At 58.0% G+C, this 21,004-nt stretch carries 25 protein-coding genes; 7 read left to right on the forward strand and 18 right to left on the reverse strand.

Going from position 1 to position 21,004, the window contains the following annotated elements:
- Positions 1 to 64 precede the first annotated feature (64 nt).
- The 5 genes from boxB to ABYT07_RS09250 all read left to right on the forward strand — a co-directional run bounded on the left by boxB (position 65) and on the right by ABYT07_RS09250 (position 5,221).
- A complete protein-coding gene (gene boxB, locus ABYT07_RS09230) occupies positions 65 to 1,516 on the forward strand; it encodes a benzoyl-CoA 2,3-epoxidase subunit BoxB (RefSeq protein WP_372991076.1) in 1,452 nt (483 codons plus the stop codon).
- Between the two features lie 93 nt (positions 1,517 to 1,609).
- Positions 1,610 to 2,782 (forward strand): benzoyl-CoA 2,3-epoxidase subunit BoxA, encoded by a 1,173-nt coding sequence (boxA, locus tag ABYT07_RS09235; RefSeq protein ID WP_372991078.1) that lies wholly within the window; start codon positions 1,610 to 1,612, stop codon positions 2,780 to 2,782.
- Positions 2,783 to 3,208, forward strand: coding sequence for an acyl-CoA thioesterase (locus tag ABYT07_RS09240; protein WP_372991079.1), 426 nt, complete (start codon positions 2,783 to 2,785; stop codon positions 3,206 to 3,208).
- A gap of 79 nt (positions 3,209 to 3,287) precedes the next feature.
- Positions 3,288 to 4,178, forward strand: a complete 891-nt coding sequence (locus ABYT07_RS09245) for a helix-turn-helix transcriptional regulator (protein WP_372991081.1) — start codon at positions 3,288 to 3,290, stop codon at positions 4,176 to 4,178.
- On the forward strand, positions 4,175 to 5,221 hold the full coding sequence (locus ABYT07_RS09250) for a 3-hydroxyacyl-CoA dehydrogenase family protein (RefSeq protein WP_372991083.1): 1,047 nt from the start codon (positions 4,175 to 4,177) through the stop codon (positions 5,219 to 5,221). Before ABYT07_RS09245 ends, ABYT07_RS09250 begins: the two co-directional genes overlap by 4 nt.
- A gap of 54 nt (positions 5,222 to 5,275) precedes the next feature.
- Here the strand turns inward: ABYT07_RS09250 and ABYT07_RS09255 are convergent, their stop codons facing one another.
- From ABYT07_RS09255 to hmgA, 7 genes are all read right to left on the reverse strand, one after another.
- Positions 5,276 to 6,943 carry an ABC transporter substrate-binding protein gene (locus ABYT07_RS09255; RefSeq protein WP_372991085.1) on the reverse strand — a complete coding sequence of 556 codons (1,668 nt, stop codon included), beginning with the start codon at positions 6,941 to 6,943 and terminating at the stop codon, positions 5,276 to 5,278.
- Positions 6,944 to 7,157: 214 nt separating this feature from the next.
- Positions 7,158 to 7,292 carry a hypothetical protein gene (locus tag ABYT07_RS09260; protein WP_372991087.1) on the reverse strand — a complete coding sequence of 45 codons (135 nt, stop codon included), beginning with the start codon at positions 7,290 to 7,292 and terminating at the stop codon, positions 7,158 to 7,160.
- Positions 7,293 to 7,337: 45 nt separating this feature from the next.
- Entirely contained in the window at positions 7,338 to 7,547 is a 210-nt protein-coding gene (locus ABYT07_RS09265; protein WP_372991089.1) for a DUF2783 domain-containing protein, read from the reverse strand.
- The gene (locus tag ABYT07_RS09270) at positions 7,544 to 9,148 is read right to left on the reverse strand and encodes an FAD-dependent oxidoreductase (RefSeq protein WP_372991090.1); all 1,605 of its coding nucleotides are present in this window, start codon (positions 9,146 to 9,148) and stop codon (positions 7,544 to 7,546) included. The genes ABYT07_RS09265 and ABYT07_RS09270 overlap by 4 nt, the downstream gene beginning before the upstream one ends.
- 8 nt (positions 9,149 to 9,156) lie before the next feature.
- Positions 9,157 to 10,107, reverse strand: coding sequence for an MBL fold metallo-hydrolase (locus tag ABYT07_RS09275; RefSeq protein WP_372991092.1), 951 nt, complete (start codon positions 10,105 to 10,107; stop codon positions 9,157 to 9,159).
- Positions 10,108 to 10,188: 81 nt separating this feature from the next.
- Entirely contained in the window at positions 10,189 to 11,442 is a 1,254-nt protein-coding gene (gene fahA, locus ABYT07_RS09280) for a fumarylacetoacetase (RefSeq protein ID WP_372991093.1), read from the reverse strand.
- 45 nt (positions 11,443 to 11,487) lie between these two features.
- Entirely contained in the window at positions 11,488 to 12,849 is a 1,362-nt protein-coding gene (gene hmgA, locus ABYT07_RS09285; RefSeq protein WP_372991094.1) for a homogentisate 1,2-dioxygenase, read from the reverse strand.
- Positions 12,850 to 12,918: 69 nt separating this feature from the next.
- Between hmgA and ABYT07_RS09290 the strand changes: the two genes are divergently transcribed.
- Positions 12,919 to 13,368 carry a MarR family winged helix-turn-helix transcriptional regulator gene (locus tag ABYT07_RS09290; RefSeq protein ID WP_372991096.1) on the forward strand — a complete coding sequence of 150 codons (450 nt, stop codon included), beginning with the start codon at positions 12,919 to 12,921 and terminating at the stop codon, positions 13,366 to 13,368.
- A gap of 26 nt (positions 13,369 to 13,394) precedes the next feature.
- Complete coding sequence (locus ABYT07_RS09295; RefSeq protein ID WP_372991097.1) at positions 13,395 to 14,276, forward strand: DMT family transporter; 882 nt, start codon at positions 13,395 to 13,397, stop codon at positions 14,274 to 14,276.
- Here ABYT07_RS09295 and ABYT07_RS09300 read toward each other — a convergent pair.
- The 11 genes from ABYT07_RS09300 to ABYT07_RS09350 all read right to left on the reverse strand — a co-directional run.
- Complete coding sequence (locus ABYT07_RS09300) at positions 14,266 to 15,075, reverse strand: division plane positioning ATPase MipZ (RefSeq protein ID WP_372991098.1); 810 nt, start codon at positions 15,073 to 15,075, stop codon at positions 14,266 to 14,268. The genes ABYT07_RS09295 and ABYT07_RS09300 overlap by 11 nt on opposite strands.
- Positions 15,076 to 15,337: 262 nt before the next feature.
- Positions 15,338 to 15,559, reverse strand: coding sequence for a 50S ribosomal protein L31 (rpmE, locus tag ABYT07_RS09305; protein ID WP_372991099.1), 222 nt, complete (start codon positions 15,557 to 15,559; stop codon positions 15,338 to 15,340).
- 11 nt (positions 15,560 to 15,570) lie between these two features.
- Positions 15,571 to 15,954 (reverse strand): 50S ribosomal protein L19, encoded by a 384-nt coding sequence (rplS, locus tag ABYT07_RS09310; RefSeq protein WP_372991100.1) that lies wholly within the window; start codon positions 15,952 to 15,954, stop codon positions 15,571 to 15,573.
- A gap of 237 nt (positions 15,955 to 16,191) precedes the next feature.
- Entirely contained in the window at positions 16,192 to 17,151 is a 960-nt protein-coding gene (locus ABYT07_RS09315) for a phosphoribosylaminoimidazolesuccinocarboxamide synthase (protein ID WP_372991101.1), read from the reverse strand.
- Positions 17,148 to 17,951 (reverse strand): tRNA (guanosine(37)-N1)-methyltransferase TrmD, encoded by an 804-nt coding sequence (gene trmD, locus ABYT07_RS09320; RefSeq protein WP_372991103.1) that lies wholly within the window; start codon positions 17,949 to 17,951, stop codon positions 17,148 to 17,150. The genes ABYT07_RS09315 and trmD overlap by 4 nt, the downstream gene beginning before the upstream one ends.
- Positions 17,948 to 18,736, reverse strand: a complete 789-nt coding sequence (locus tag ABYT07_RS09325) for a hypothetical protein (protein ID WP_372991104.1) — start codon at positions 18,734 to 18,736, stop codon at positions 17,948 to 17,950. The genes trmD and ABYT07_RS09325 overlap by 4 nt, the downstream gene beginning before the upstream one ends.
- Positions 18,736 to 19,512 carry a hypothetical protein gene (locus ABYT07_RS09330; protein ID WP_372991106.1) on the reverse strand — a complete coding sequence of 259 codons (777 nt, stop codon included), beginning with the start codon at positions 19,510 to 19,512 and terminating at the stop codon, positions 18,736 to 18,738. The genes ABYT07_RS09325 and ABYT07_RS09330 overlap by 1 nt, the downstream gene beginning before the upstream one ends.
- Positions 19,513 to 19,554: 42 nt before the next feature.
- Positions 19,555 to 20,100: a ribosome maturation factor RimM gene (rimM, locus tag ABYT07_RS09335; RefSeq protein WP_372991107.1), complete on the reverse strand. Its 546-nt coding sequence runs from the start codon at positions 20,098 to 20,100 to the stop codon at positions 19,555 to 19,557.
- Positions 20,097 to 20,246 (reverse strand): hypothetical protein, encoded by a 150-nt coding sequence (locus tag ABYT07_RS09340; RefSeq protein ID WP_372991108.1) that lies wholly within the window; start codon positions 20,244 to 20,246, stop codon positions 20,097 to 20,099. The genes rimM and ABYT07_RS09340 overlap by 4 nt, the downstream gene beginning before the upstream one ends.
- A 165-nt stretch (positions 20,247 to 20,411) precedes the next feature.
- Positions 20,412 to 20,798 carry a 30S ribosomal protein S16 gene (rpsP, locus tag ABYT07_RS09345; RefSeq protein WP_372991110.1) on the reverse strand — a complete coding sequence of 129 codons (387 nt, stop codon included), beginning with the start codon at positions 20,796 to 20,798 and terminating at the stop codon, positions 20,412 to 20,414.
- A gap of 43 nt (positions 20,799 to 20,841) precedes the next feature.
- Positions 20,842 to 21,004 (reverse strand): chorismate mutase (locus ABYT07_RS09350; RefSeq protein WP_372991112.1); only part of this gene is annotated, 163 nt, incomplete at its 5' end.

A 21,004-nucleotide genomic window follows, 5' to 3' on the forward strand; every position in this document is an offset into this window, starting at 1 on the left:
CCGGATTTTTCGAAAAATCCGTCCCAAAATCTTCAAAGATTTTGACCCCACGAGGAGAAAACCAATGCTCGACCTGATCAACGTAAGCTACGACACCCAGATCCCGAATAACGTGAACCTGAGCCAGGACAAGAAAGTGCTAAAGGCGCTGGAAAAATGGCACCCCGGCTACATCAACTGGTGGAATGACCTGATCCCGCAGAACTTTCAGGAATCCATGGTTTATCTGCGCACGGCCGTCTCTGTTGACCCCAAAGGCTGGGCAAAGTTCGATTACGTGAAGATGCCGGAGTACCGTTGGGGTGTTCTGCTGGCCCCCGCAGTTGAAGATCGCAAAATCCCGATGGGTGAACATTTCGGTGAACCCGCGTGGCAAGAAGTGCCCGGCGAATACCGCAATATGCTGAAACGCCTGATCGTGATCCAAGGCGATACAGAGCCGGGTTCCGTCGAACAGCAGCGTTTCCTTGGGCTGACCGCACCAAGCCTTTATGACATGCGCAACCTGTTTCAGGTGAATGTCGAAGAGGGCCGTCACCTGTGGGCGATGGTCTATCTGCTGCAAAAGTATTTCGGTCGTGATGGCCGTGAAGAAGCGGATGATCTGCTGGTACGGTCGTCGGGGTCCGAAGACAGCCCACGTATGTTGGGTGCCTTTAACGAAGAAACGCCGGATTGGCTGTCCTTCTTCATGTTCACCTATTTCACCGACCGTGACGGCAAGATGCAGTTGGAATCGTTGGCTCAGTCCGGTTTTGACCCGCTGTCGCGCACCTGCCGTTTCATGCTGACCGAAGAAGCGCACCACATGTTTGTCGGCGAAACCGGCGTGGGCCGTACCATTCAGGCGACGCTTGAGGCGATGAACAAGGCGGGCATCACAGACCCCTATGACATCAACAAAATCCGCGATCTTGGCGTCATCGACCTGCCCACGATCCAGAAAAAGCTGAACCTGCACTATACGTTGTCGCTGGACCTGTTCGGTCAGGAAGTGTCCACCAACGCCGCCAACGCGTTCAACTACGGCATCAAAGGCCGCTATATGGAGCAGCGGATCGACGATGATCACAAGCTGCAAAACGACACCTATGCCGTGACTTCGGTCAAGGAAGGCAAGATCGTCACCGAAGACGTCCCAGCCCTGACCGCGATCAACATGCGTTTGCGGGATGACTATGTGCGTGATGCAGCCGGTGGTGTTGGTCGCTGGAACAAGCAGATTGCCAAGGCTGGCGTTGATTTCGCCTTCAAGATGCCGCACGAAGGTTTCCACCGTCAGATCGGTGTGTTCAGCGCCGTAGCGGTTGACCCCGATGGCAACATCATCTCGAGCGACGAGTGGCACAAACGCAAGGACGAATGGCTGCCGACAAAGGCCGATGGCGATTACATCCAGTCGCTGATGGTGCCCTGCTATGAGCCGGGACAATACGCCAGCTGGATCGCCGCCCCCAAAGTCGGCATCGATAACAAGCCGGGCGATTTTGAGTATGTAAAGTTGCACATGGCCTAAAGGGCGCGGTGGGTTATACCCACCCTACGCAGATAACAAAGATGGGTGGGCTTTGGTCCGCCCATCCGCACATAAGCCGCAGGAGCAGTCGCCATGAACCAGCCCGTCAAACAGCACCTTATCGACCCCGAGATTTGCATCCGGTGTTATACCTGCGAAATGACCTGCCCTGTGGGCGCGATCGAACATGACGACAACAATGTTGTAGTGAATTTCGACACCTGTAATTTCTGCATGGATTGCATTCCGGTCTGCCCCACAGGGTCGATTGATGAATGGCGCGTGGTCGACACACCGTACACGCTGGAACAGCAATACGAGATGGACGAACTGCCCGACCAAGAGGATATCGAGGTCGCAACACCTTCGGGCGACGAAATCGATCCCATCGCCGCGCTTTTGGCAGAGGCGCATAAGGGCGCAGGCGGCAAGGCCAAGGCCCCGGCAACAGCCAGCAAGCCCGCAGTGAATATGTATAACCTTGGCAAGCCTGCCAAGATGAAGGTGCAGGGTAATTACCGTCTGACCGACGATCCTGAACACGATGTGCGCCACATCATTCTTGATCCCGGCGCGTTGCCGTTTCCCGTGCTTGAAGGGCAATCCGTGGGTATCATTCCCCCCGGCACCGATGCCGAGGGCAAGGCCCATCTGCCACGGCTTTATTCGATATCCAGCCCGCGCGATGGCGAACGGCCGGGTTATCATAACATCTCGCTTACCGTGAAACGCGAGGCGCAGGGCCTTGCCTCGAACTTCCTATGTGATCTCGAGACCGGGGCAGAGGTCGAGGTGACTGGACCGTTTGGCGCGACATTCCTGATGCCCAGCGACCCGCAGGCGCATCTGCTGTTGATCTGCACCGGCACAGGGTCAGCGCCCATGCGCGCGTTCACCATGCAGCGCCAACGCAGCGGAGCGACGGGCGGCATGACCATGTTCTTTGGCGCGCGCGCCCCCAAAAGCCTGCCGTATTTCGGACCTCTCAAAAAGGTGCCGGATGGCCTGATGAAACAGCATCTGGTGTTCAGCCGCGAGGCGGGTAAAGACAAGGAATACGTTCAGGACCGCATCATCGCCGAACAGGATTCCGTTGCGGAACTCTTGGCCAGTGACAGCACTTATATTTATATCTGCGGGTTGCGGGGCATGGAGGAAGGTGTTGAAAAGGCGATGACTTCAATCGCCGAAAGCATGGGGCAGCAATGGGCAACCCTGCGCGACGCCATGCGTGAAGACGGCCGCTATCATGTGGAAACCTACTGAATGACCGACACGCCTTTTGTGCATGAAATCCGCGTAACCTGGGGCGATTGCGACCCCGCGCAAATCGCCTATACCGCCCGCCTGCCATGGTTTGCGCTGGATGCGATCAACGCTTGGTGGGAAGAACACTTTGACGGCGAAGGTTGGTTCCAGATGAAAATTGACCGCAACATGGGCACGCCTTTTGTGAACCTGTCGATGGATTTCCGCAGCCCTGTCACCCCGCGTCACCGCCTGATGTGCGAGACATATCCAACCCGTTTAGGTGAGAAATCCATCACCTTTGGGATGAAAGCCTATCAAAACGAGGTGCTGTGTTTCACGGGCAGTTTTACCTGCGTGTTTACCCAAGCCGACGTGTTCAAAAGCATACCGGCCCCGGAACGTATTCGCGAAGTGATCGAGCCGCTGATCCGCGCGAAATAGTGCATTTTTTTTGCAGAATTTTGTTGATCCTTTCGGGTGAACCTATAATTTTGCATTATTGTACATCAAGGAGCGGCCCATGTCAGAGACGGCCCACCCCATAGATCCGGGCGCAGACCTGATTAAACGCTTGGCCGTACGTGTCCGCGAGGCGCGCAAGGCGCGCGGGCTGCCACGGCGGGTGCTGTCTGAAATGTCGGGCGTATCGCCGCGCTATCTGGCCCAGCTCGAGGCAGGCGAGGGCAATATATCGGTTATTTTGCTGCAAAGGGTGGCGCAGGCGCTGGACCTGAAGGTCGAAACGCTGCTGGCCGAGCGCGCCCCTTGGAGCCGTGATGTCGAACGTGTGGCCTGTCTGTTCAGCAACGCCAGTATGGACGTCCAGCAGCAGGTGCGTGGTTTGCTGTCACCGCAAAGCCCCGTGATGATGCGTGCTGGTCGCATTTGTCTGATCGGGCTGCGCGGGGCGGGGAAATCTACCTTGGGCAAATTGGCAGGGGCCGCGCTGGACCTGCCTTTTGTCGAGCTGAACGAAGAGATCGAAGCCGAAAGCGGCATGCCGATTGCCGAGGTGATGGCGCTTTATGGTCAGGAAGGGTACCGCGAGATGGAAGCAGATGCGCTTGAGCGCGTCAGTGTGGCCCATGACCGGATGATACTGGCCGTCGCGGGTGGGATCGTCGCAGAACCTGCGACCTACGCGCGGCTGTTGCAGCAGTTTCACACCATTTGGATCCATACTAGCCCCTCGGAATATATGCAGCGGGTCCGCGCCCAAGGCGATGTTCGCCCGATGGAGGGCAACCCAGCGGCGATGACCCAGTTGAAAAACCTGCTCGACACGCGAAAGCCGCTTTATGAGCGCGCCGATGCGCAGATCAACACATCAAACCGGCCGGTCAAGACGTCGCTGAATGATCTGCTGGGTGTGATCCGCAAACGCCATTTTCTGGATGCAGCCGAAGGGTGACTGCGCAAGCCTCACCTCATGTCGTGTTATATGATCTGGGCATCAGCACCGCCGATCTGATTGCAGCCATGTCTAAAGCGCAGATGCGCGTCACCGTGATTGAACCAGATCCAAGCGATGCCGACCGCGTGCATGATGTGCTCGGGCGGCGCGTGCCGGGGGGCCGTTTTACCGTGTCTACCCAGATGGTCGAGAGATGCGATCTGTTCCTGTGTCATGCGTCTGACGCGCAGATGGCACCCGCCACAGCGTTGATCGCGGTTCTGGACGGCCCGCAGGCCCTTGCCACGGTGCCAGATCCGGCGCGCAGCATTGCAATGGACGTGCTGGACCCGCGTTTTGCCGAGGTCGCTTTTGGGGATGCCTCGCCTGATGCCCGCATAAAGGCTACGGGTTTTCTGGAACACTTGCAGGCGCGCTATGCGACGACAACCCGTATGCACGACTTTGGCGGGCACCAATTGCAGGATGCAGCGATTTCCCTTTTAGACCGGTTGTTGCTGGTCGGCATAACCCCTTGGGAACTGGACGAAGCGCTGGAAGATGCAGGGTTCGCGCAAGGGGTTCTGAAAGCCCAGGATCATATCGGGTTGGACGTGGCATTTGCCCGACGCAGGGCCAGCGGCACAGATCTGTTGGTCGCGGATCGCATGGTGCACGAGGGGCGCTTGGGGCGATCCGTCGGGGTGGGCTGGTATCGCTATCCGGGGGGCGGCGGCGCGGTGATTGATCCGCTGATGGAGGACATGATCATTGAGGAGGCGCGCTTTGCCGGGATTGACCCGATCCCGATGACCGAAGCAGCTGCCGCTGATGCGGTCATCGCTGGGGTGATCAACGCGTCTGCGGGTCTGTTACAAGACGGGCTGACCCTCGAAGGGCTGGATTTGTTGGCACTTTATAAACTGGGGCTACCGGACCTAACCGCGCGGGCGCGGCAAATGGGCGAAACCAACCTGCGCGACAGGTTGGCAAAGCTTGAGGATGTGGATGCCACGCTTTGGCAGCCCTCGCCGTTGTTGGGCTTGATCTTTGACGATTAAATGCAAAAAGGGCCGCGCGATGCGCAGCCCTTTCGCCGGTTTATGTGGGTCGGATTACATGGTCCAAGCCATACGCGCCGGGTGATATTCGAACCCGATGTGGTGGCCCGCGCCAACCAGACCCTCTTTGGTGTGGTTATAGAGCGACCGCCAATAAGGCTGGATCGTCACGCCCTCGCTTTGGATCATTGCTTCGCCTTCGGCCATTAGTTCGCGGCGCTTTTCCACGTCGGCGACCGATAGTGCCTTGGTCAGCAAGGCATCGAATTCAGCATTGGACCAGCCAAATTCGTTCCACGCCTCACCAGACCGATAGGCCAGCGCCCAGATTTGCACGCCCAAAGGCCGCGCGTTCCAGTTGGTTGACGAAAACGGGTATTTCGTCCAGTCGTTCCAGAACGTCGATCCGGGCAGGATTGTCCGTTTGACCTTGATGCCTGCGTCCCGCAGTTGGGCTGCGACGGCATCGGTGGTGTCTTTACGCCATGCATCGTCGATCGAGAACAGCTCGTGTTCGAAATCAGCCATGCCTGCTTCTTCCATCAGCGCCTTGGCGGCGGCTGGATCGACTTTGCGCGGTGGCAGTTCAGCGTATTCAGGATGCATCGGGCCAACATGGTGGTTTTCGGCCACAAGACCGCGTCCGGCATAGCCAAGTTCCAGCAAGACCGCATTGTCGACGGCCATGCTAATGGCTTGGCGTACGCGCGCATCCGCATAGGGTTTCATGCCATCCACTTCGGCAAGCTGGTTTGGGCGGATAACAATCGTCGCAGCTGTCGCGATGGAGTTTTCGTTCCACCCGTCCAGCGTGCTGAAAACGTCGATGAATTCGCCCTCGATCGAGTATGTGGCGTCGATTTCATCGGCTTCAGCGGCAGCGACAAAGGCTGATGGGTCTGTGCCATAGTCGATATATTCAAGCCGGTCGATGTAGGGTCCGCCGTAAACTTCGGTGCCCCACCATGTGTGATCAGGGTTCTTGACCAGCACGCCTTTTACGCCAACTTCAAGCGATTCTGGCAGGTAGGCCCCGGTGCCGACCGGGTTGTCCAGCATGGTTTCTGCGTCAAATCCTTCGGGCACGATTGCCGCCGGATAGTCTGCCATGCCGGGGATCAATGTGATGTCGGGCAGGGGCAGCATCAGCTTGACGGTGTGGTCGTCAACAACGACGATCGACCCTTCGATGGCCTTGCCGCTGGCTTCGTCGATCAAGGTCGCAAAACGGCCCGCCATCGAGTTACCTTCGACGGATTTATCGCACCAGCCTTCGATGTTGCGCGCGACATCAGCCGCTGTGAACGGTGTGCCGTCGTTCCAGGTGACGCCCTTGCGCACGTTCAGTGTATATTCTGTGGCATCATCGTTGATATCCCAGCTTTCCAGTAGGGCAGGGGTGAATGTGCCGTCGTTTTCCCAGATCGCAAGATATTCCAGCCAGCCGCGCGAGAAGTTGGCGATCTGCGACCAGTCATAGGTCCGCGGATCTTTCAGCGCGCGCACTTCCATTTGCATCCGCACGGTGCCGCCTTCCTTGTGGGCCGCAGCATGTGCCGGTGCAGGCATGCCAATCATTGCATAGGCGGTGGCGGTCGTCGCACCAAAGGCGCTGGCCAAGGCCAGAAACTCGCGGCGGTTGACCGGGTCTTTCTTGGCAGCTTCGGCAGAATCCAGAATGGATTTAGGCAGGGGGTTACCGGTGCGGGTCAAAAAACTCATATTCTTCCTCTCTGTGGGTGCGGTCCGGTCCGAGCGTCGGATGGATCGCAACTTTTGCGCCGGAGATTTGGCGCATCATGTGGTGACGCAGTTATTCTGCGATTATTTGCCGAGCTTTCACTCAGCATCCCTGAAAGAGTGTCAATCATAGGCACCCCATGCGTCAACCCATTGTCTGGAGTTATAACGGCATGATGATGGCGGGTTTGGCCTCTTAACTGTCGCTATTCTGGTCGCGCTCGGATTTTGGCGCGCCGTGCCACCCCGAGCCCACATCGGTGACGCCGCGCCCTGCTTGGATCGGCACAGAGGCGGGCGTGAAAATTGCAGCACTCGCGTACTGCATCATATTTTGCATCTGCCGGAGACAGATGCGTGCCTCCGGCGGGGATATTTAAGAGCCAGAGAAGTCGGTTGGACCGACCTTGCGTGCTGTGGCAAGCAGGTCTTCCAGTTTTGCGAGATCACCGATTTCGTTGGCAAGGATCAGGACGAGGCGCGCGTTGAGCGCATGGCTTTGGGCGTCGGTGAGGCCTGCGTGGCTGTCCATCAGGGCGTTGTAAAAGGCATCAGCCTGAATTCCAAGCTTGTCGTCAAGGATCATGTGATGGCTCCAAGTGCGCGGTTGCGGGCGGCGATGATGGGGTCGGTGTCGGGTGTATCGAACACAGCGCAGACATGGCCATCGGGGCGCAGGAGGTAGATTTTATCTGTGCCATAACGGGTTTCGAAGTGGCCATTGACGGAATGATAGCAAGGGTAATCCGCGGATTGGTTGATCCCGATGCGGTTGACCCCGTCGATATCAGGCAGCGCTTTGGTGCTGGCGGTCAGGAGAGTGAAGGCCCCTTGCGCCACATCTGTCAGCCATGTCGGACCATCGGGGCCAGCCAAGGGGGCATCGGTCATCGAAAAACCGGGGCGTATCGGGGCATCGCCTGGCGTTTGAAGAGAAGAGACCGAAAGGTCGCAAGGTTTGGACAGGCGGCCCGAGTTGATCAGTTTGCGCGCAAAGGGGTGGGCGGCGGCGAGGGTGAGGACTGCGTCGCGGAAGAGGGCTTCGATTGGAGATTTGGGAGTCATGAAGTTCGTAGCGCGCGATGAATTCAGGATGTTTTCGGCAGAGCCATGGACACGTTCAACATTATAGCTTTCGATCAGGGTGGTGGGGGCGTCACCCTTGAGGATAGCGCTGAGTTTCCAACCAAGGTTGTCCACATCCTGAATGCCGCCGTTGCCGCCGCGCGCGCCAAATGGGCTGACCACATGGGCGCTGTCACCGACAAAGATCACGCGGTTGTGCACAAAACGGTCCAGCTTGGCACATCGGAATTTATAGACGCTCATCCAGTCGAGGCGGAAAGGCGTGTCACCGACGATGGCTTTGATACGGGGGATGACTTTGGCTTCGGTGGCTTCTTCCTTCGGGTCAGTTTCCGGCCCCAATTGCAGGTCGATGCGGTAGATGTTGTCAGGTTGTTTATGCAGCAGTGCGGATTGGCCGTTGTGGAAGGGAGGGTTGAACCAGAACCACCGTTCAGGCGTGTCGTGATTGCCAAAGGGCGAGGTTTCCATTTCGACGTCAACGATCAGGAAATGTTCCTCGAAGGTTTGACCTTCGAACGGCAGATCCATGCGGGTGCGCGTGGCCGACCCTGCCCCGTCACATGCGATATAATAGTCGGTCTTTAGCGTGTAGTCGCCATCGGGCGTGGTGATGTCGAGGGTGACATGGTCGCCATGGTCGGTGTGATTGGTGACCTTGTTTAGGAAGCGCAGGTCGATCAGATCAGGGAAATCTTGGGCACGCTCAGCGAGGTATTGTTCGACATAGTATTGCTGAAGGTTGATGAAAGCCGGGTATTTGTGGCCGGGTTCGGGCAGCAGGTCGAAGGCGTAGACCTGTTCATTGCCGTGGAAGTTACGCCCGACTTTCCATGTCACACCTTTTTCCAGCATCCGTTCCCCGACGCCCAGACGGTCAAAGATCTCGAGCGTGCGTTTCGCCCAGCAGATTGCGCGCGACCCGACCGACACCACGTTGTTATCGTCCAACACGACCGACGCGATGCCCCGTTGTGCCAGATCAATTGCCATTGCTAGCCCGATGGGACCCGCGCCGACGATAACGACTTGGTGGCGTGCCTCGGACTGGGTCAGGCCGGGCGGTGGCGTATAGGGGAAAGGGGCGTAGTCGTAGGCCATAATCAGTCTCAGCTTTGCAGTTGTTCCCACATCTCGATGTCGCGTTTATCGGTCCAGATGCGGGGGTGGCTGATGCCGCGGGCTTCGTCATAGGCGCGGGCGACGTTGAAGGGCAGGCAATGTTCGTAGATCGCGTAGTCGGCGAATTTCGGGTCACATTCGGCGCGCACGGCATCCCATGCGTCTTTGAGCGTGCCGTTGCGCGCGGCGACGCGGGCGGCGGGGCGGTAGGTGCTTTCGACGAAATCACGGGTGTTTTCGATGGCTTTGTTCACCATTTCGGTGCCGACGAGCGCATCGCCGCGGCCCGGCGCGATGGCAGCCACATCGTAAGCTTTGATCGCGTCCAGCGTGGTGCCCCAGTCGGCGAAATAGCCGTCGCCGCAGTAGCACGCAGAATGGTATTCGACGATGTCACCGGTGAACATGACGTTTTCATCAGGGACATGGACGACGATATCGCCAGCGGTGTGGGCCCGGCCCAAGTGCATCAGGTCAACGCGACGGTTGCCGAGGTAGACGGTCATGCGGTCGTTGAAGGTGGTGGTGGGGTAGGTCAGGCCGGGGATCGATTCGTGGCCCTCGAACAGGCGGGGGAAGCGTTGAAATTCGCTGTCCCAGTCTTCTTGGCCGCGCTCATTGACCATGCCGCGTGCCATTTCGGACATAATGATCTGATCAGCGTTGAAGGCTGAGGCACCCAGAACACGCACGGCGTGGTAGTGGGTCAACACGACATGGGAGATCGGCTTGTCGGTGACTTCGCGGACCTTTTCGATGACTTTGTTGGCCAGACGCGGGGTCGCTTGGGCCTCGATGATCATGACGCTGTCATCGCCGATAATCACACCCGAGTTGGGGTCGCCTTCGGCGGTGAAGGCCCAAAGGTCTTTGCCGACTTCGGTGAAGGATATTTTCTTTTCGGTCATGTCCCCTTGGGAGGCGAATTTCTTGGACATTTGTTTTCCTTTTTGGACGCCGGTGCGCGGGGCGATCTGGGATGCCTCCGGCGGGAGTTTATTTGGTAAAATAAAGCGGGCTTAGGTCAATGGTTTCGCGGGGAGGATTGTGCCGGCGCAGGCCCCGAAACCGATGCGGTAGCCGTCGCCTTGGGCATGACCGGTGAGGATCATGGTGTCGCCGTCTTCGACAAAGCAGCGGGTGGTGCCGTCTGAGAGGGTAATGGGTTCCTTGCCGCCCCAGCTAAGTTCCAGCAGGCTGCCACGTTCGTTTTTCTCGGGGCCTGATATGGTGCCGGAGCCGAGCAGGTCGCCCGCGTTCATCGCGCAGCCCGACGAGGCGTGGTGCGCCAGCTGTTGTGGGGCGGAGTAATACATCGTGTTGTAGTTGGTGCGTGCTAGGACTTGTTGCGTGCCGCCTTCGGGCTGGATCAGCACCGAAAGGTCGATGTCATAGAGCATGGGCTTAGGTTCTTGCAGGTAGGGGAGCAGTTCCTTTTCGCGTTCCGGCGTCGAGGTACGGAAGGGTTCAAGAGCGGCGGTCGTCACGATCCAAGGGGAGATCGACGTTGCAAAGGCTTTGGCCTGAAACGGGCCGAGCGGCTGGTATTCCCACGCCTGAATGTCGCGCGCGGACCAATCGTTCAGCAGGACGTAGCCAAAAATCATCTCGTCTGCTTCGGCCACGCTGATGGTGTCGCCCATGTCGGTAGAGGTTCCGACAATCGCCCCCATCTCGAGTTCGATATCAAGGCGTTGGCAGGGGCCAAAGCTGGGCATATCCGCATCAGGGGCTTTCAGCTGGCCATTGGGGCGGTGGATATCGGTGCCGGAGACCACAACGGTTGAGGCGCGGCCGTTATAGCCAATGGGGATGTGCAGCCAGTTGGGCGGCAGCGCATTTTCGGCACCCCGGAACATGGTGCCCACATTGGTGGCATGGTGACGCCCAGCGTAGAAATCGGTGTATTCCGAGACCACCAGCGGCATGTGCAGGCGGATGTCGGACATAGGCACAAGATGCGGCGCGATTTTGGCCTGATCGGGGCTGTCTGAAGACAGCAGTTCGGTCAGGCGGGCGCGCAAGGTTGCCCAAGTTTTGGGGCCCAGATCCATCACATCGTTCCAATAGGGCACGTCAAAGACAGGGTCGAAATGCAGCAAGACCAAATCTTCGGCCTCGAGTGCTGCCATATCCAGCACCATGTCGCCAATCGCAACACCGCAGCGGGGTTCAAGCGCATTGGTCGAGAACACGCCATACGGCAGGTTGTTCAGCGGGAAATCAGTGTCGGCGCTGTTGGCGCTTTCGACCCATGAGGTGAGCAATGTCATAGTTGGTCCTTGAATGAATGTGCCTGCGCAAGTCTTGCGTCAGCGTTACTTTTTACCCGGTGTGCCGTCGAACTTTTTCTCAAGGCTTTCCCAGCAGTCGATGTAATCATCTTGCAAAGGGGCCTCTTTCGCGGCGAATTCAGTGAGGTGCTGCGGGAACCGCGTTTCAAACATGAACGACATGGTGTTGTCGAGTTTATCAGCCTTAAGATCAGCATTTGACGCGCCTTCAAAGGCGTTTTTATCGGGACCGTGGGGCAGCATCATGTTGTGCAGCGACATGCCACCGGGAATGAACCCTTTGGGCTTGGCATCGTACTGGCCATAGATATTGCCCATCAGTTCGGACATGACGTTTTTGTGGTACCATGGCGGGCGGAAGGTGTCTTCGGCGACCATCCAGCGTTCGCGGAACAGGACAAAGTCGATGTTTGCGGTGCCTTCGACACCAGATGCCGCAGTCAGCACGGTAAAGATCGACGGGTCAGGGTGATCGAATAGCACGGCACCCACGGGGCAATAGGTGCGCAGGTCGTATTTCACGGGCGCATAGTTGCCGTGCCATGCGACGACGTCCAAGGGTGAATGACCTATCTTGGTCTCGTGGAACTGGCCGCACCATTTGATCGTGACGGTTGAGGGGGCATCGCGGTCTTCGAATGCAGCGACGGGGGTTTTGAAATCACGGCGGTTGGCCATGCAGTTCGCACCGATTGGGCCACGCCCGGGCAGTTCGAATTTCTGGCCATAGTTTTCGCAGACAAACCCGCGCGCTGGGCCTTCGAGGACTTCGACGCGGTACACCAGACCGCGGGGGATGATCGCAATTTCCTTTGGCTCAAGGTCGATCACGCCCAATTCGGTGCAAAAGCGCAACCGGCCTTCTTGGGGCACGATCAACAGCTCGCTATCTGCGGAATAGAAATAAGCGTCGAGCATGCTATCGGTGACCAAATATATGTGGCTGGCCATGCCGACTTGGGTGTTCACGTCGCCTGCGGTGGTCATGGTGCGCATGCCGGTCAGCCATGTCCGTTTTTCGGTCGAATGGGGCACCGGGTCCCAGCGGTATTGCCCAAGGCTGGTGACATCCTGAGGGATATGCGGCGCGGATTTCCAATAGGGCAGATCGATTTTTTCGTAGCGGTGCGAATGCTTGACCGAGGGCCGAATGCGGTAACACCATGTGCGTTCGTTCTGGTGGCTGGGCGCGGTGAAGGCCGTGCCGGACAGTTGTTCGCCATACAGGCCGTAGTTGCATTTTTGCGGGCTGTTCATGCCTTGGGGCAGGGCACCGGGCAGGGCTTCGGTCTCAAAGTCATTGCCGAAACCGGGCATGTAGCCTTGGGTGGTTCCCATCGGGCTAGTGGCTGTCGTCAGGTCGGATGGGGTCACTTGGCGGTTCATCAAAGCCTCCCTTGCAAAATCTGTTGCGTTTGTAATAGTTGTTTTTGTAACTAACAAGTGGTCCTTCAGATGCCCGACGAAAATTTCGACCTGACCGATTTCCTGCCCTATCTGCTGAACCAAGCGGCGGAGTCCAGCAGCATGGCCTTCCAACAAATCTACAAGGAACGCTATGGCATGCTGCGCACGGAATGGCGGGTGCTGTTTCACCTGGGGCTGTACGGGCAGTTGACGGCAAGCGAGATTGGCCAGCGCGCCAAGATGCACAAGACCAAGATCAGCCGCGCGGTGCAAAAATTGACCGAACGCCGCTTTGTGACCCGTGCGCGGGATGCCGGTGACCGTCGGTTGGAGCATTTGACGCTGACGCCCGCGGGGCACGCAGCCTATGCTGATCTGCGCGGCATCGCGCAGCGCTATGATGCGGCGCTGACCGCAGACCTTGGCGCGGCAGAGCGTGATGCACTGCGCAAGTTGCTGGCAAAATTGTCCACCGCGTCACGTGCGGGCTTTACTTGATCGCGCGAACAGGTCACCGCTTGGGCATGACGGATCAAGCACGCGGCCTTGTTATCACGCTTTTGGGCATCCTTTTTGTGGTGCCGGATTCGCTGTTTGTCCGGCTGATTGATGCACCTGCGCTTACGATTGCCTTTTGGCGTCTGCTGCTGGCAGGCGGTGCGATCAGTTTGGGCATTCTGGTGATGCAAGGCACGGGGCCGTTTCGGGCCGTGTTGCGGATGGGTCGCTATGGTGCGGTTTATATGATCGGTACCGGGTTCAGTGGCGTGTTGTTTGTTATGGCGATCAGCCTGACGTCGGTGGCCAATGCGGTGTTCATTCTTGCGTCGCTGCCGATTTTTGCCACGATCTATAGCCGGATTTTTCTGGCTGAGCCAATCAGCCGCCGAATGCTGGTGACCATCGCCGTGGTCTTGGTCGGGATCGCGATCATCGCCTATGGTTCGGGCGAGACGGCCCATGCCAGCCTTGCTGGCGATCTGCTGGCCTTGGCCGTGTCGGCGCTGTTTGCGGCGGGACTGACAGCGGCACGGCATGCACGGGCGGTATCTATGGTGCCGGGGGTGGGCATGGCCTATCTGATCGTCGCCTGCCTGATCGCGCCTTTTGCCCATCCGTTAGACATGCCCGTATCACAAGCGCCGTTGGTGCTGGCCCATGGCGGCGTGATTGTCCTTAGTTCGATCTTTTTGGCGTTGGGGCCGCGCTATATTACTTCAGCCGAGGTGGGGCTGTTGGTGCTGCTGGAATCGGTGCTGGCCCCCGTGCTAGTCTGGGTGGTGATCGGCGAAGACCCCGGAGCCTATGCGTTGCTGGGGGGCGCGTTGGTGATCGTTGCGCTTTTTATATCAAACATGATCGTTCTGCTGCGGCGCGGGCCGAACTCGGGCCCGATCAGAAGTTGATCTCGACCCCCGGCAGTTTCAGGGCCTTCATCAGATCGCGCAATTCCTGGCGCGCGGCCACATTCGAGATGTTCAATTGTTTGACGCCGATATCTTTGAGGTCAAGCAACGTTAGGCCTCGTGGGAACAGTTCGCGAAAGATCACCCGTTCGTTAAAGCCGGGCGCAATGCGGAAACCGATCCGCTTGCTCAGGTTGCTGATCGCGCGTTCCATCTTGTCCTTGTTGACCATCCTTTGCGCGCCCATACGGTTGCGCACGACGATCCAGTCGATCGGGGCAAGCCCGGCCTGCGCCCGCAGTTGCCGCGCGTTCCAGACCATCTCGGAATAGACCGACGGGCCGGTGATCTTGTCGCCGGTCGCGTCGATGTGGGCCAGCAGATCAAAGTCGATAAAGCTGTCGTTCAGCGGCGTGATCAATGTATCGGCCAGCGAATGCGCGACCTGGCTCAGGCGGGTGTGCGACCCCGGGCAATCGATCAGAATGAAATCGCTGTCGGGTTCAAGTTCGGCGACGGCGGCACTGAGGCGGTGGTCATAGATGTTTTCACCCGGCTGCAATGTGCTCGCGTCAATCTCGGGCAATTCGTGCATATGCGGCGACGGCAGGTCAAGCTCTGCAGATTTCAGGAATGATTTTCGATTGTCGATATAGCGCCCGAAAGTGCGCTGGCGCAGGTCCAGATCCAGCACGCTGGTTTTGTGTCCCATTCGGGCCAGCGCCGTTGCCACATGCATCGATACCGTCGATTTCCCCGCCCCGCCTTTTTCGTTTCCGACGACGATAATATGCGACATTGTCTAAAGTCCCTTATTCACCCAAGGATTTTTCTTGGGCCACATTAGAGCCAAGCATATGGTAGACAAGGGTGTTTTGAAAGCGTTTGCGCACGGATAACTGGCGTTTTTGTCGTGACTGCCACTCAGCAGGCCGGGCCGTTCGGGGGCAATGATATGACCTTGGATCAAAGCCGCTCTGACGTCACTTGACCCGTTTCGCACGGAAAAATGGCGCGCCCCGAAGGGCGCGCCATTTTCAATTCGCAATCGGCAGGTGGGTTTAGAAGCCCAGACCGGCGTATTTGTTCTTGAATTTGGACACGCGGCCGCCGGTATCCATCAAGCGGGATGTGCCGCCGTTCCATGCAGGGTGCACGGAGGGGTCAATATCCAACGCCAGCTGGTCGCCTTCTTTGCCGTAGGTCGATTTCATTTCCAAGATCGTACCGTCGGTCAGTTTGACGTTGATCGTGTGGTATTCGGGGTGTGTATCGGCTTTCATGACAGCTCTCCTTACGCGTTCGCGCCAGATTTTGGCTTGTAATGGGCGTTCTCGACAATCCGTGCCGATTTGCCGCGACGGCTGCGCAGGTAATACAGCTTGGCGCGACGAACGCGGCCACGACGGACGACTTCGATGCTGTCGATATTGGTCGAGTGCAGCGGGAATACGCGTTCTACGCCTTCACCAAAGGAAATCTTGCGCACGGTGAACGACCCGGCGATACCTTTGCCGTTGTTGCGTGCAATGCAGACGCCTTCGTAGTTCTGAACGCGGGTACGTGTACCTTCGGTCACTTTAAAGCCCACGCGGATGGTGTCTCCGGCGCGGAAGTCTGGGATCACTTTGCCCAGTTCGGCGATTTGTTCCGCCTCGATCTCTGCAATCAGGTTCATCTGATGCTTCTCCTATGAATGCTCGCGGTTAATCCACGAAGTTTTGTGCGATCCCAGAGCTTCGGTCTGTCTGTCGGGCCTGCCGCAGCGGCCCATCGAAGGTAGCATCATCTTTGCTTTGGCTTTCTGCAAATGCAGAAAAGGCTGGAGCCGCAAAAGCGATTCCAGACGTAGGCGTCGTATAGGTCGGATGCCCCCTTGGATCAAGAGGATTTCGCAGGCCTTAATATCGGCGTCTCAGGCCTTGAAATAAGGGGCCAGATTGGCGCGAATGCGGTCCAGCACCGTGTCCCCGTCCATGTTTGGAACAAACTTCTGGCCGGTAATGGCCTGATAGGCGTCGATATAGACTTGGGATGTCGCTTCGATCAGTTCGGCGGGAATTTCGGGGATATCATCCTTGTAGGGATCACACCGCGCGTCGACCCATGACCGGATCACGTCCTTGTCAAAGGACGGCGGGCGGGTGCCGTTTTCCAGCGCAGACTGATACCCGTCGGCCAGCCAGAACCGCGAGCTGTCCGGCGTGTGGATTTCGTCGGCCAGCATCAGGTTGCCGTCTTCGTCAGTGCCGAATTCATATTTCGTGTCGACCAAGATCAGCCCGTTCTTGGCGGCCATTTCCTGACCGCGCGCAAACAAGCGCAGGGCGATATCGCTGATCTGGTCCCATTTCTCTTGGGTCAACAGGCCTTGGTCAACGATCTCGGTCGCGGTCAGCGGTGCATCATGACCGCCGTCAAATTCCTTGGACGTGGGGGTGATGATCGCATGGGGCAACGCTTCGTTATCGCGCAATCCGTCCGGAAAGCGGTGGCCGTACATCTCGCGTTGGCCCTTTTTGTAGAGCGTCAACACAGAGGTCCCCGTCGAGCCTGCCAGATACCCGCGGACAACGATTTCAATCGGAAGAATATCCAGACGTTTGCCGATCACCACATTGGGGTCAGGGTATTCCAGAACATGATTGGGGCAGATATCGGCGGTGCGATCAAACCAGAACCGCGCGGTTTGGGTCAGCACCTGACCCTTGAACGGGATAGAGGCAAGGATGCGGTCAAATGCCGATATCCGGTCGGATGATATCAGGATACGGCGGCCATCGGGCAGATCATAGCAATCGCGGACTTTGCCGAAATACGGGTTTGGCAGTTCGTCAATGCGGGCATGGTATAGGGTGCGGCTTAGGTCTGTCATGATTTGCCTTTTGGTTTGGGCGTATATTTCGCCCACATATCAGGGCGGCGCTGCTCTGTCAGCCTTTCGGCCTGAGTCTGGCGCCATTTCGCGATTTCGCCGTGGTTGCCCGACATCAGGACGGGGGGAATTTCGTGTCCATTCCATTCGGCAGGGCGGGTGTATTGCGGGTGTTCCAGCAGACCCGAGGCATGGCTTTCCTCGACGGTGCTATCGGCATTGCCCAGCACACCGGGCAGCAGGCGCACGGTGGCGTCAATCATCGCCTGCGCGGCAAGTTCACCGCCGGTCATGACGAAATCGCCCAGCGACACTTCGGTGATGCCGTAGTGTTCGATCACACGTTCATCCACGCCCTCGAACCGGCCACAAAGCATGGTGACGCCGGAACAGGTGGCCAGATCTGCGGCCATCGCCTGATCAAAACGCCGCCCGCGCGGGGACATGTACAAGATCGGCCAGCGGCCAGCCGCACCCGCCATCGCCGCCTCGATCGCGGGGCCAACGACATCGGCGCGCATGACCATGCCCGCGCCGCCGCCCGCGGGGGTGTCATCGACGTTGCGGTGTTTGCCAATGCCGTAATCGCGCAAATCATGGCTGCGTAATTGCCACTTGCCTTCTTGCAAGGCGCGGCCCGTCAGGCTGGCCCCCAGCACACCGGGAAAGAGTTCGGGAAACAGGGTGACCACTTCGGCCCGCCAGACGCCCGCGTAATCGGGCGTGTCTTGCATCAATTCGCGCGGGCTTAGCGTTGCGCGTACCGATTGGCGACCATGGGATCGGTTTGGAGAGGTCATGTGATATTGGCCTTTGCCATGATGGCTTTTTTGGTGGCGACACGTTTTTCAGGGTCTTTGACAGTTCTGTTGACATCGAGCAAGTCCAGCAAAGTCGCCATGTCGGGGCGGATGTTTTCCGCTGGGGCAGCTTGCAACGTATCATGCACCGCTTGCGGAATATCGCACAGATCCAGCAGCGGGTCGGCCGGACCAAGAGGGCGGTGCTTGCTGTCCTCAAGCGCGCAGTGATGCGTGGGGCAGGACACCCGGCTGGCGATTTCATTGACCATATTCAGCAGATCACCGGCCGCGTGGAATTCGCCAAGAAAATCATCAAGATCAAGCGTCATCGACGAGGATTTGACGTGTTGCCAATAGGCCGACACCAACCAATCTGCCTGATTGCGCGTCGACAGGTAAATCTGGATGTCAGCTGCGGGGAATTTCTGCTTTGCGATGGACCAAAAGCTATAGAGGATGATCGGCATCGCGCTGTAATCCATCAGATCGCCGCGTCCGGGCAGGTGGCCGCCCAGTTCTTCGGATGTGATGATCAGCGTCCGTCGTGGCATCGGCGGCAGACCATCCAGCAAGGCGTGAAACCGGGTTTCGGCCTTGATCAGGGTCAGCGGGTCGCGCCATGTGGAATAGCCGCGCGTGGCGCTGATCAGCGCGCGCATTTGCGGCGGCAGGCGCATGGCAACTTGTGCTTTCAGCGCGGGCCGGTTGGCGCGCAGGGTCGTGGTCATGCTGGTCGTGCCGGTTTTGTGAAATCCGGTGTGCAGGATGATCCGACGCGGCATTATCCGATGTCCTTGTTCAGCTTTAGCCGCGCGGCGCGGGCGTCCTTGTCGGACAGGTCCGATTGGTTGATTTCTAGAAACGCGTCCATTTGCGCCGGTGTCGGTGCCTTGTTGATCCAGTCGGGGGCTGACAAACTGGCGCGTTTGGTGGCGGGCAAGTTGGTCAGGTCCAGCAGGTTGTCGAGCATCCCCAACCGGGTCTTGTCGTTGTCTTCGATCTGAGCGGATTCCACTTTGCAAGACGGCAATGTCGATTTTACCGTAGCCAATATACCGCCCAGCTGGGCAGAGGACGCGTAGTTTTTAACATAGGCACTGGCGGACAGGCGCATGCGCGAGGCGCGCAGATGCTGGGCATAGCAGCTTTGCAGCCAAGGCTTAGCCGCGCGAGTGGAAAAGAGAAACGTCTGGTCGGCGTTTGGATGCACCTCTTGAAAAGCCGCGCTGATGGTTGTCAAAAGCTGGGGGGCGGCACTGTAGTCCTGGACGCCGTTGCGACCTGGAATGTAGCCGCACAGGCTTTCCGAGGTGATGATTGTTGTGTTGGTTTGTGGATTGATCCGCCCGGCGACCTGTGCGGCCTCATAGATCACAAGCGCTAGGTCGACGGGTTTGCGGCTGACAGAATAGCTTTTGGCAGCAGTGGTGAGGCCGGGCATATCTTCGCTCAATATGACATCAACCTCGGGTACCAGCCGGCTTTTGTTCGCCCGCAATGCGGCCTGCAAAGTCGACGTGCCCGTTTTGTGAAAGCCGGGGTGAAAGATCACCTTCATGACACGCTCCGTGATGCGGTGGGCAGTGGGGCTGCCGAAGGATCACGCCCCTTTTTGTTCAGGATCAGCGTCGGTTTTTCCCTCGGGCAAGATGCCGTCTGGCGGGTCTGCAATGATGCGACCGCTGGCCAGGTCAACCGTGGGCACAGCAGCCTTGGTGAAGGGCAAAAATACAGTCGCCGAGGTGCCCGCCAATTGTGTTTCCAGCAGGTCGTCGGCCCCGTGGTTCTGCACGGTTTTCACTTTGCCGATCAAGGTGCCGCCGGTGTCATAGACATCAAGCCCCAAAAGATCAGCATGGTAGAATTCATCATCTGGCAAGGACGGAAGCTGATCGCGATCAGCATAAAGCAGTGTGCCACGCAGGGCGTCGGCCTCTTCTTTGGTGGTGACATCGGTCATGCGCGCCACAAAGCCGTTTTTGATAGGGCGGACAAGGGCAAGCGTAAAGCTGCGGCTGCCGTCTTGTGATGTCAGGGGGCTATAGTTTTCGATGTCTTCGGGAACGGCGCAATAGCTTTTTATGCGCAGCTCACCGCGCACACCATATGACCCCGAGATGGTCCCAACCGGGATTTTATCGCTCATTGCAAAAGCTCCGAATTAAGGCAGATTGTGCCGGTCCATTGACCTTCACCGGCGGCGCATTCGCTTTTCATCAAGAACCGTTCGAACCAGATGCCAATGGCGATCCCGATGCCAAGGATAACGAAAAGGCGCAGTAGGCGAAACATTAGTGGCTTTCTGTCGGGAACCACGCAAAGTGCGCGGTCGGTGGTGTCTGTCTAGGCCTGTAGCCTAAACCTATATCGGACCGTCAGCATTGGTAAAGGGATGTTGGCAACCGAAATAGGGTTGGTGACCCTGACGCAGACCATGCTGCGTCAGGGTACGCCGCATTATTCTGCGGCGGCTTCTTCTGCCGGAGCGGCAGCTGCTTCTGCAGCGGCTGTTGCCTTGGCGGCTTTTTCTTCGACGCGCGCTGTGGCTTTCTTGCCGGGTGTGCCCTTCTTGGGGTTGTTGCGCTCTGTCTTTGGGGTCACGCCAGCAGCTTCGAGCATGCGCGCAACACGGTCTGTTGGCTGTGCGCCTTGGCTGATCCAGTACTGAACGCGCTCGACGTCCATTTTCACGCGCTCTTCGCTGTCTTTGGCCAGCAATGGGTTATAGGTGCCCAGCTTTTCAATGAAGCGGCCATCGCGTGGCATGCGGCTGTCGGCAGCAACGATGCGGTAGAAAGGGCGCTTTTTGGAACCGCCGCGGGCGAGACGAATTTTCATGGACATGATGTATTTCCTTTGGGTTTAGACGTGGTGGGTTACACCCACCCTACGATTGATGTTGTTTGTGGTGCTGAATGACTTCAGCGATGATGAAGTTCAGAAACTTCTTGGCGAATTCGGGATCGAGGTCAGCCTCTTTCGCCAAATCTTCGAGCCGGGCAATCTGGTTCGCTTCGCGATCCGGATCTGACGGGGGAAGGTCGTGTTCG

Origin of the sequence: Sulfitobacter sp., assembly GCF_041552635.1 — a bacterium.
GTDB lineage: Bacteria > Pseudomonadota > Alphaproteobacteria > Rhodobacterales > Rhodobacteraceae > Sulfitobacter.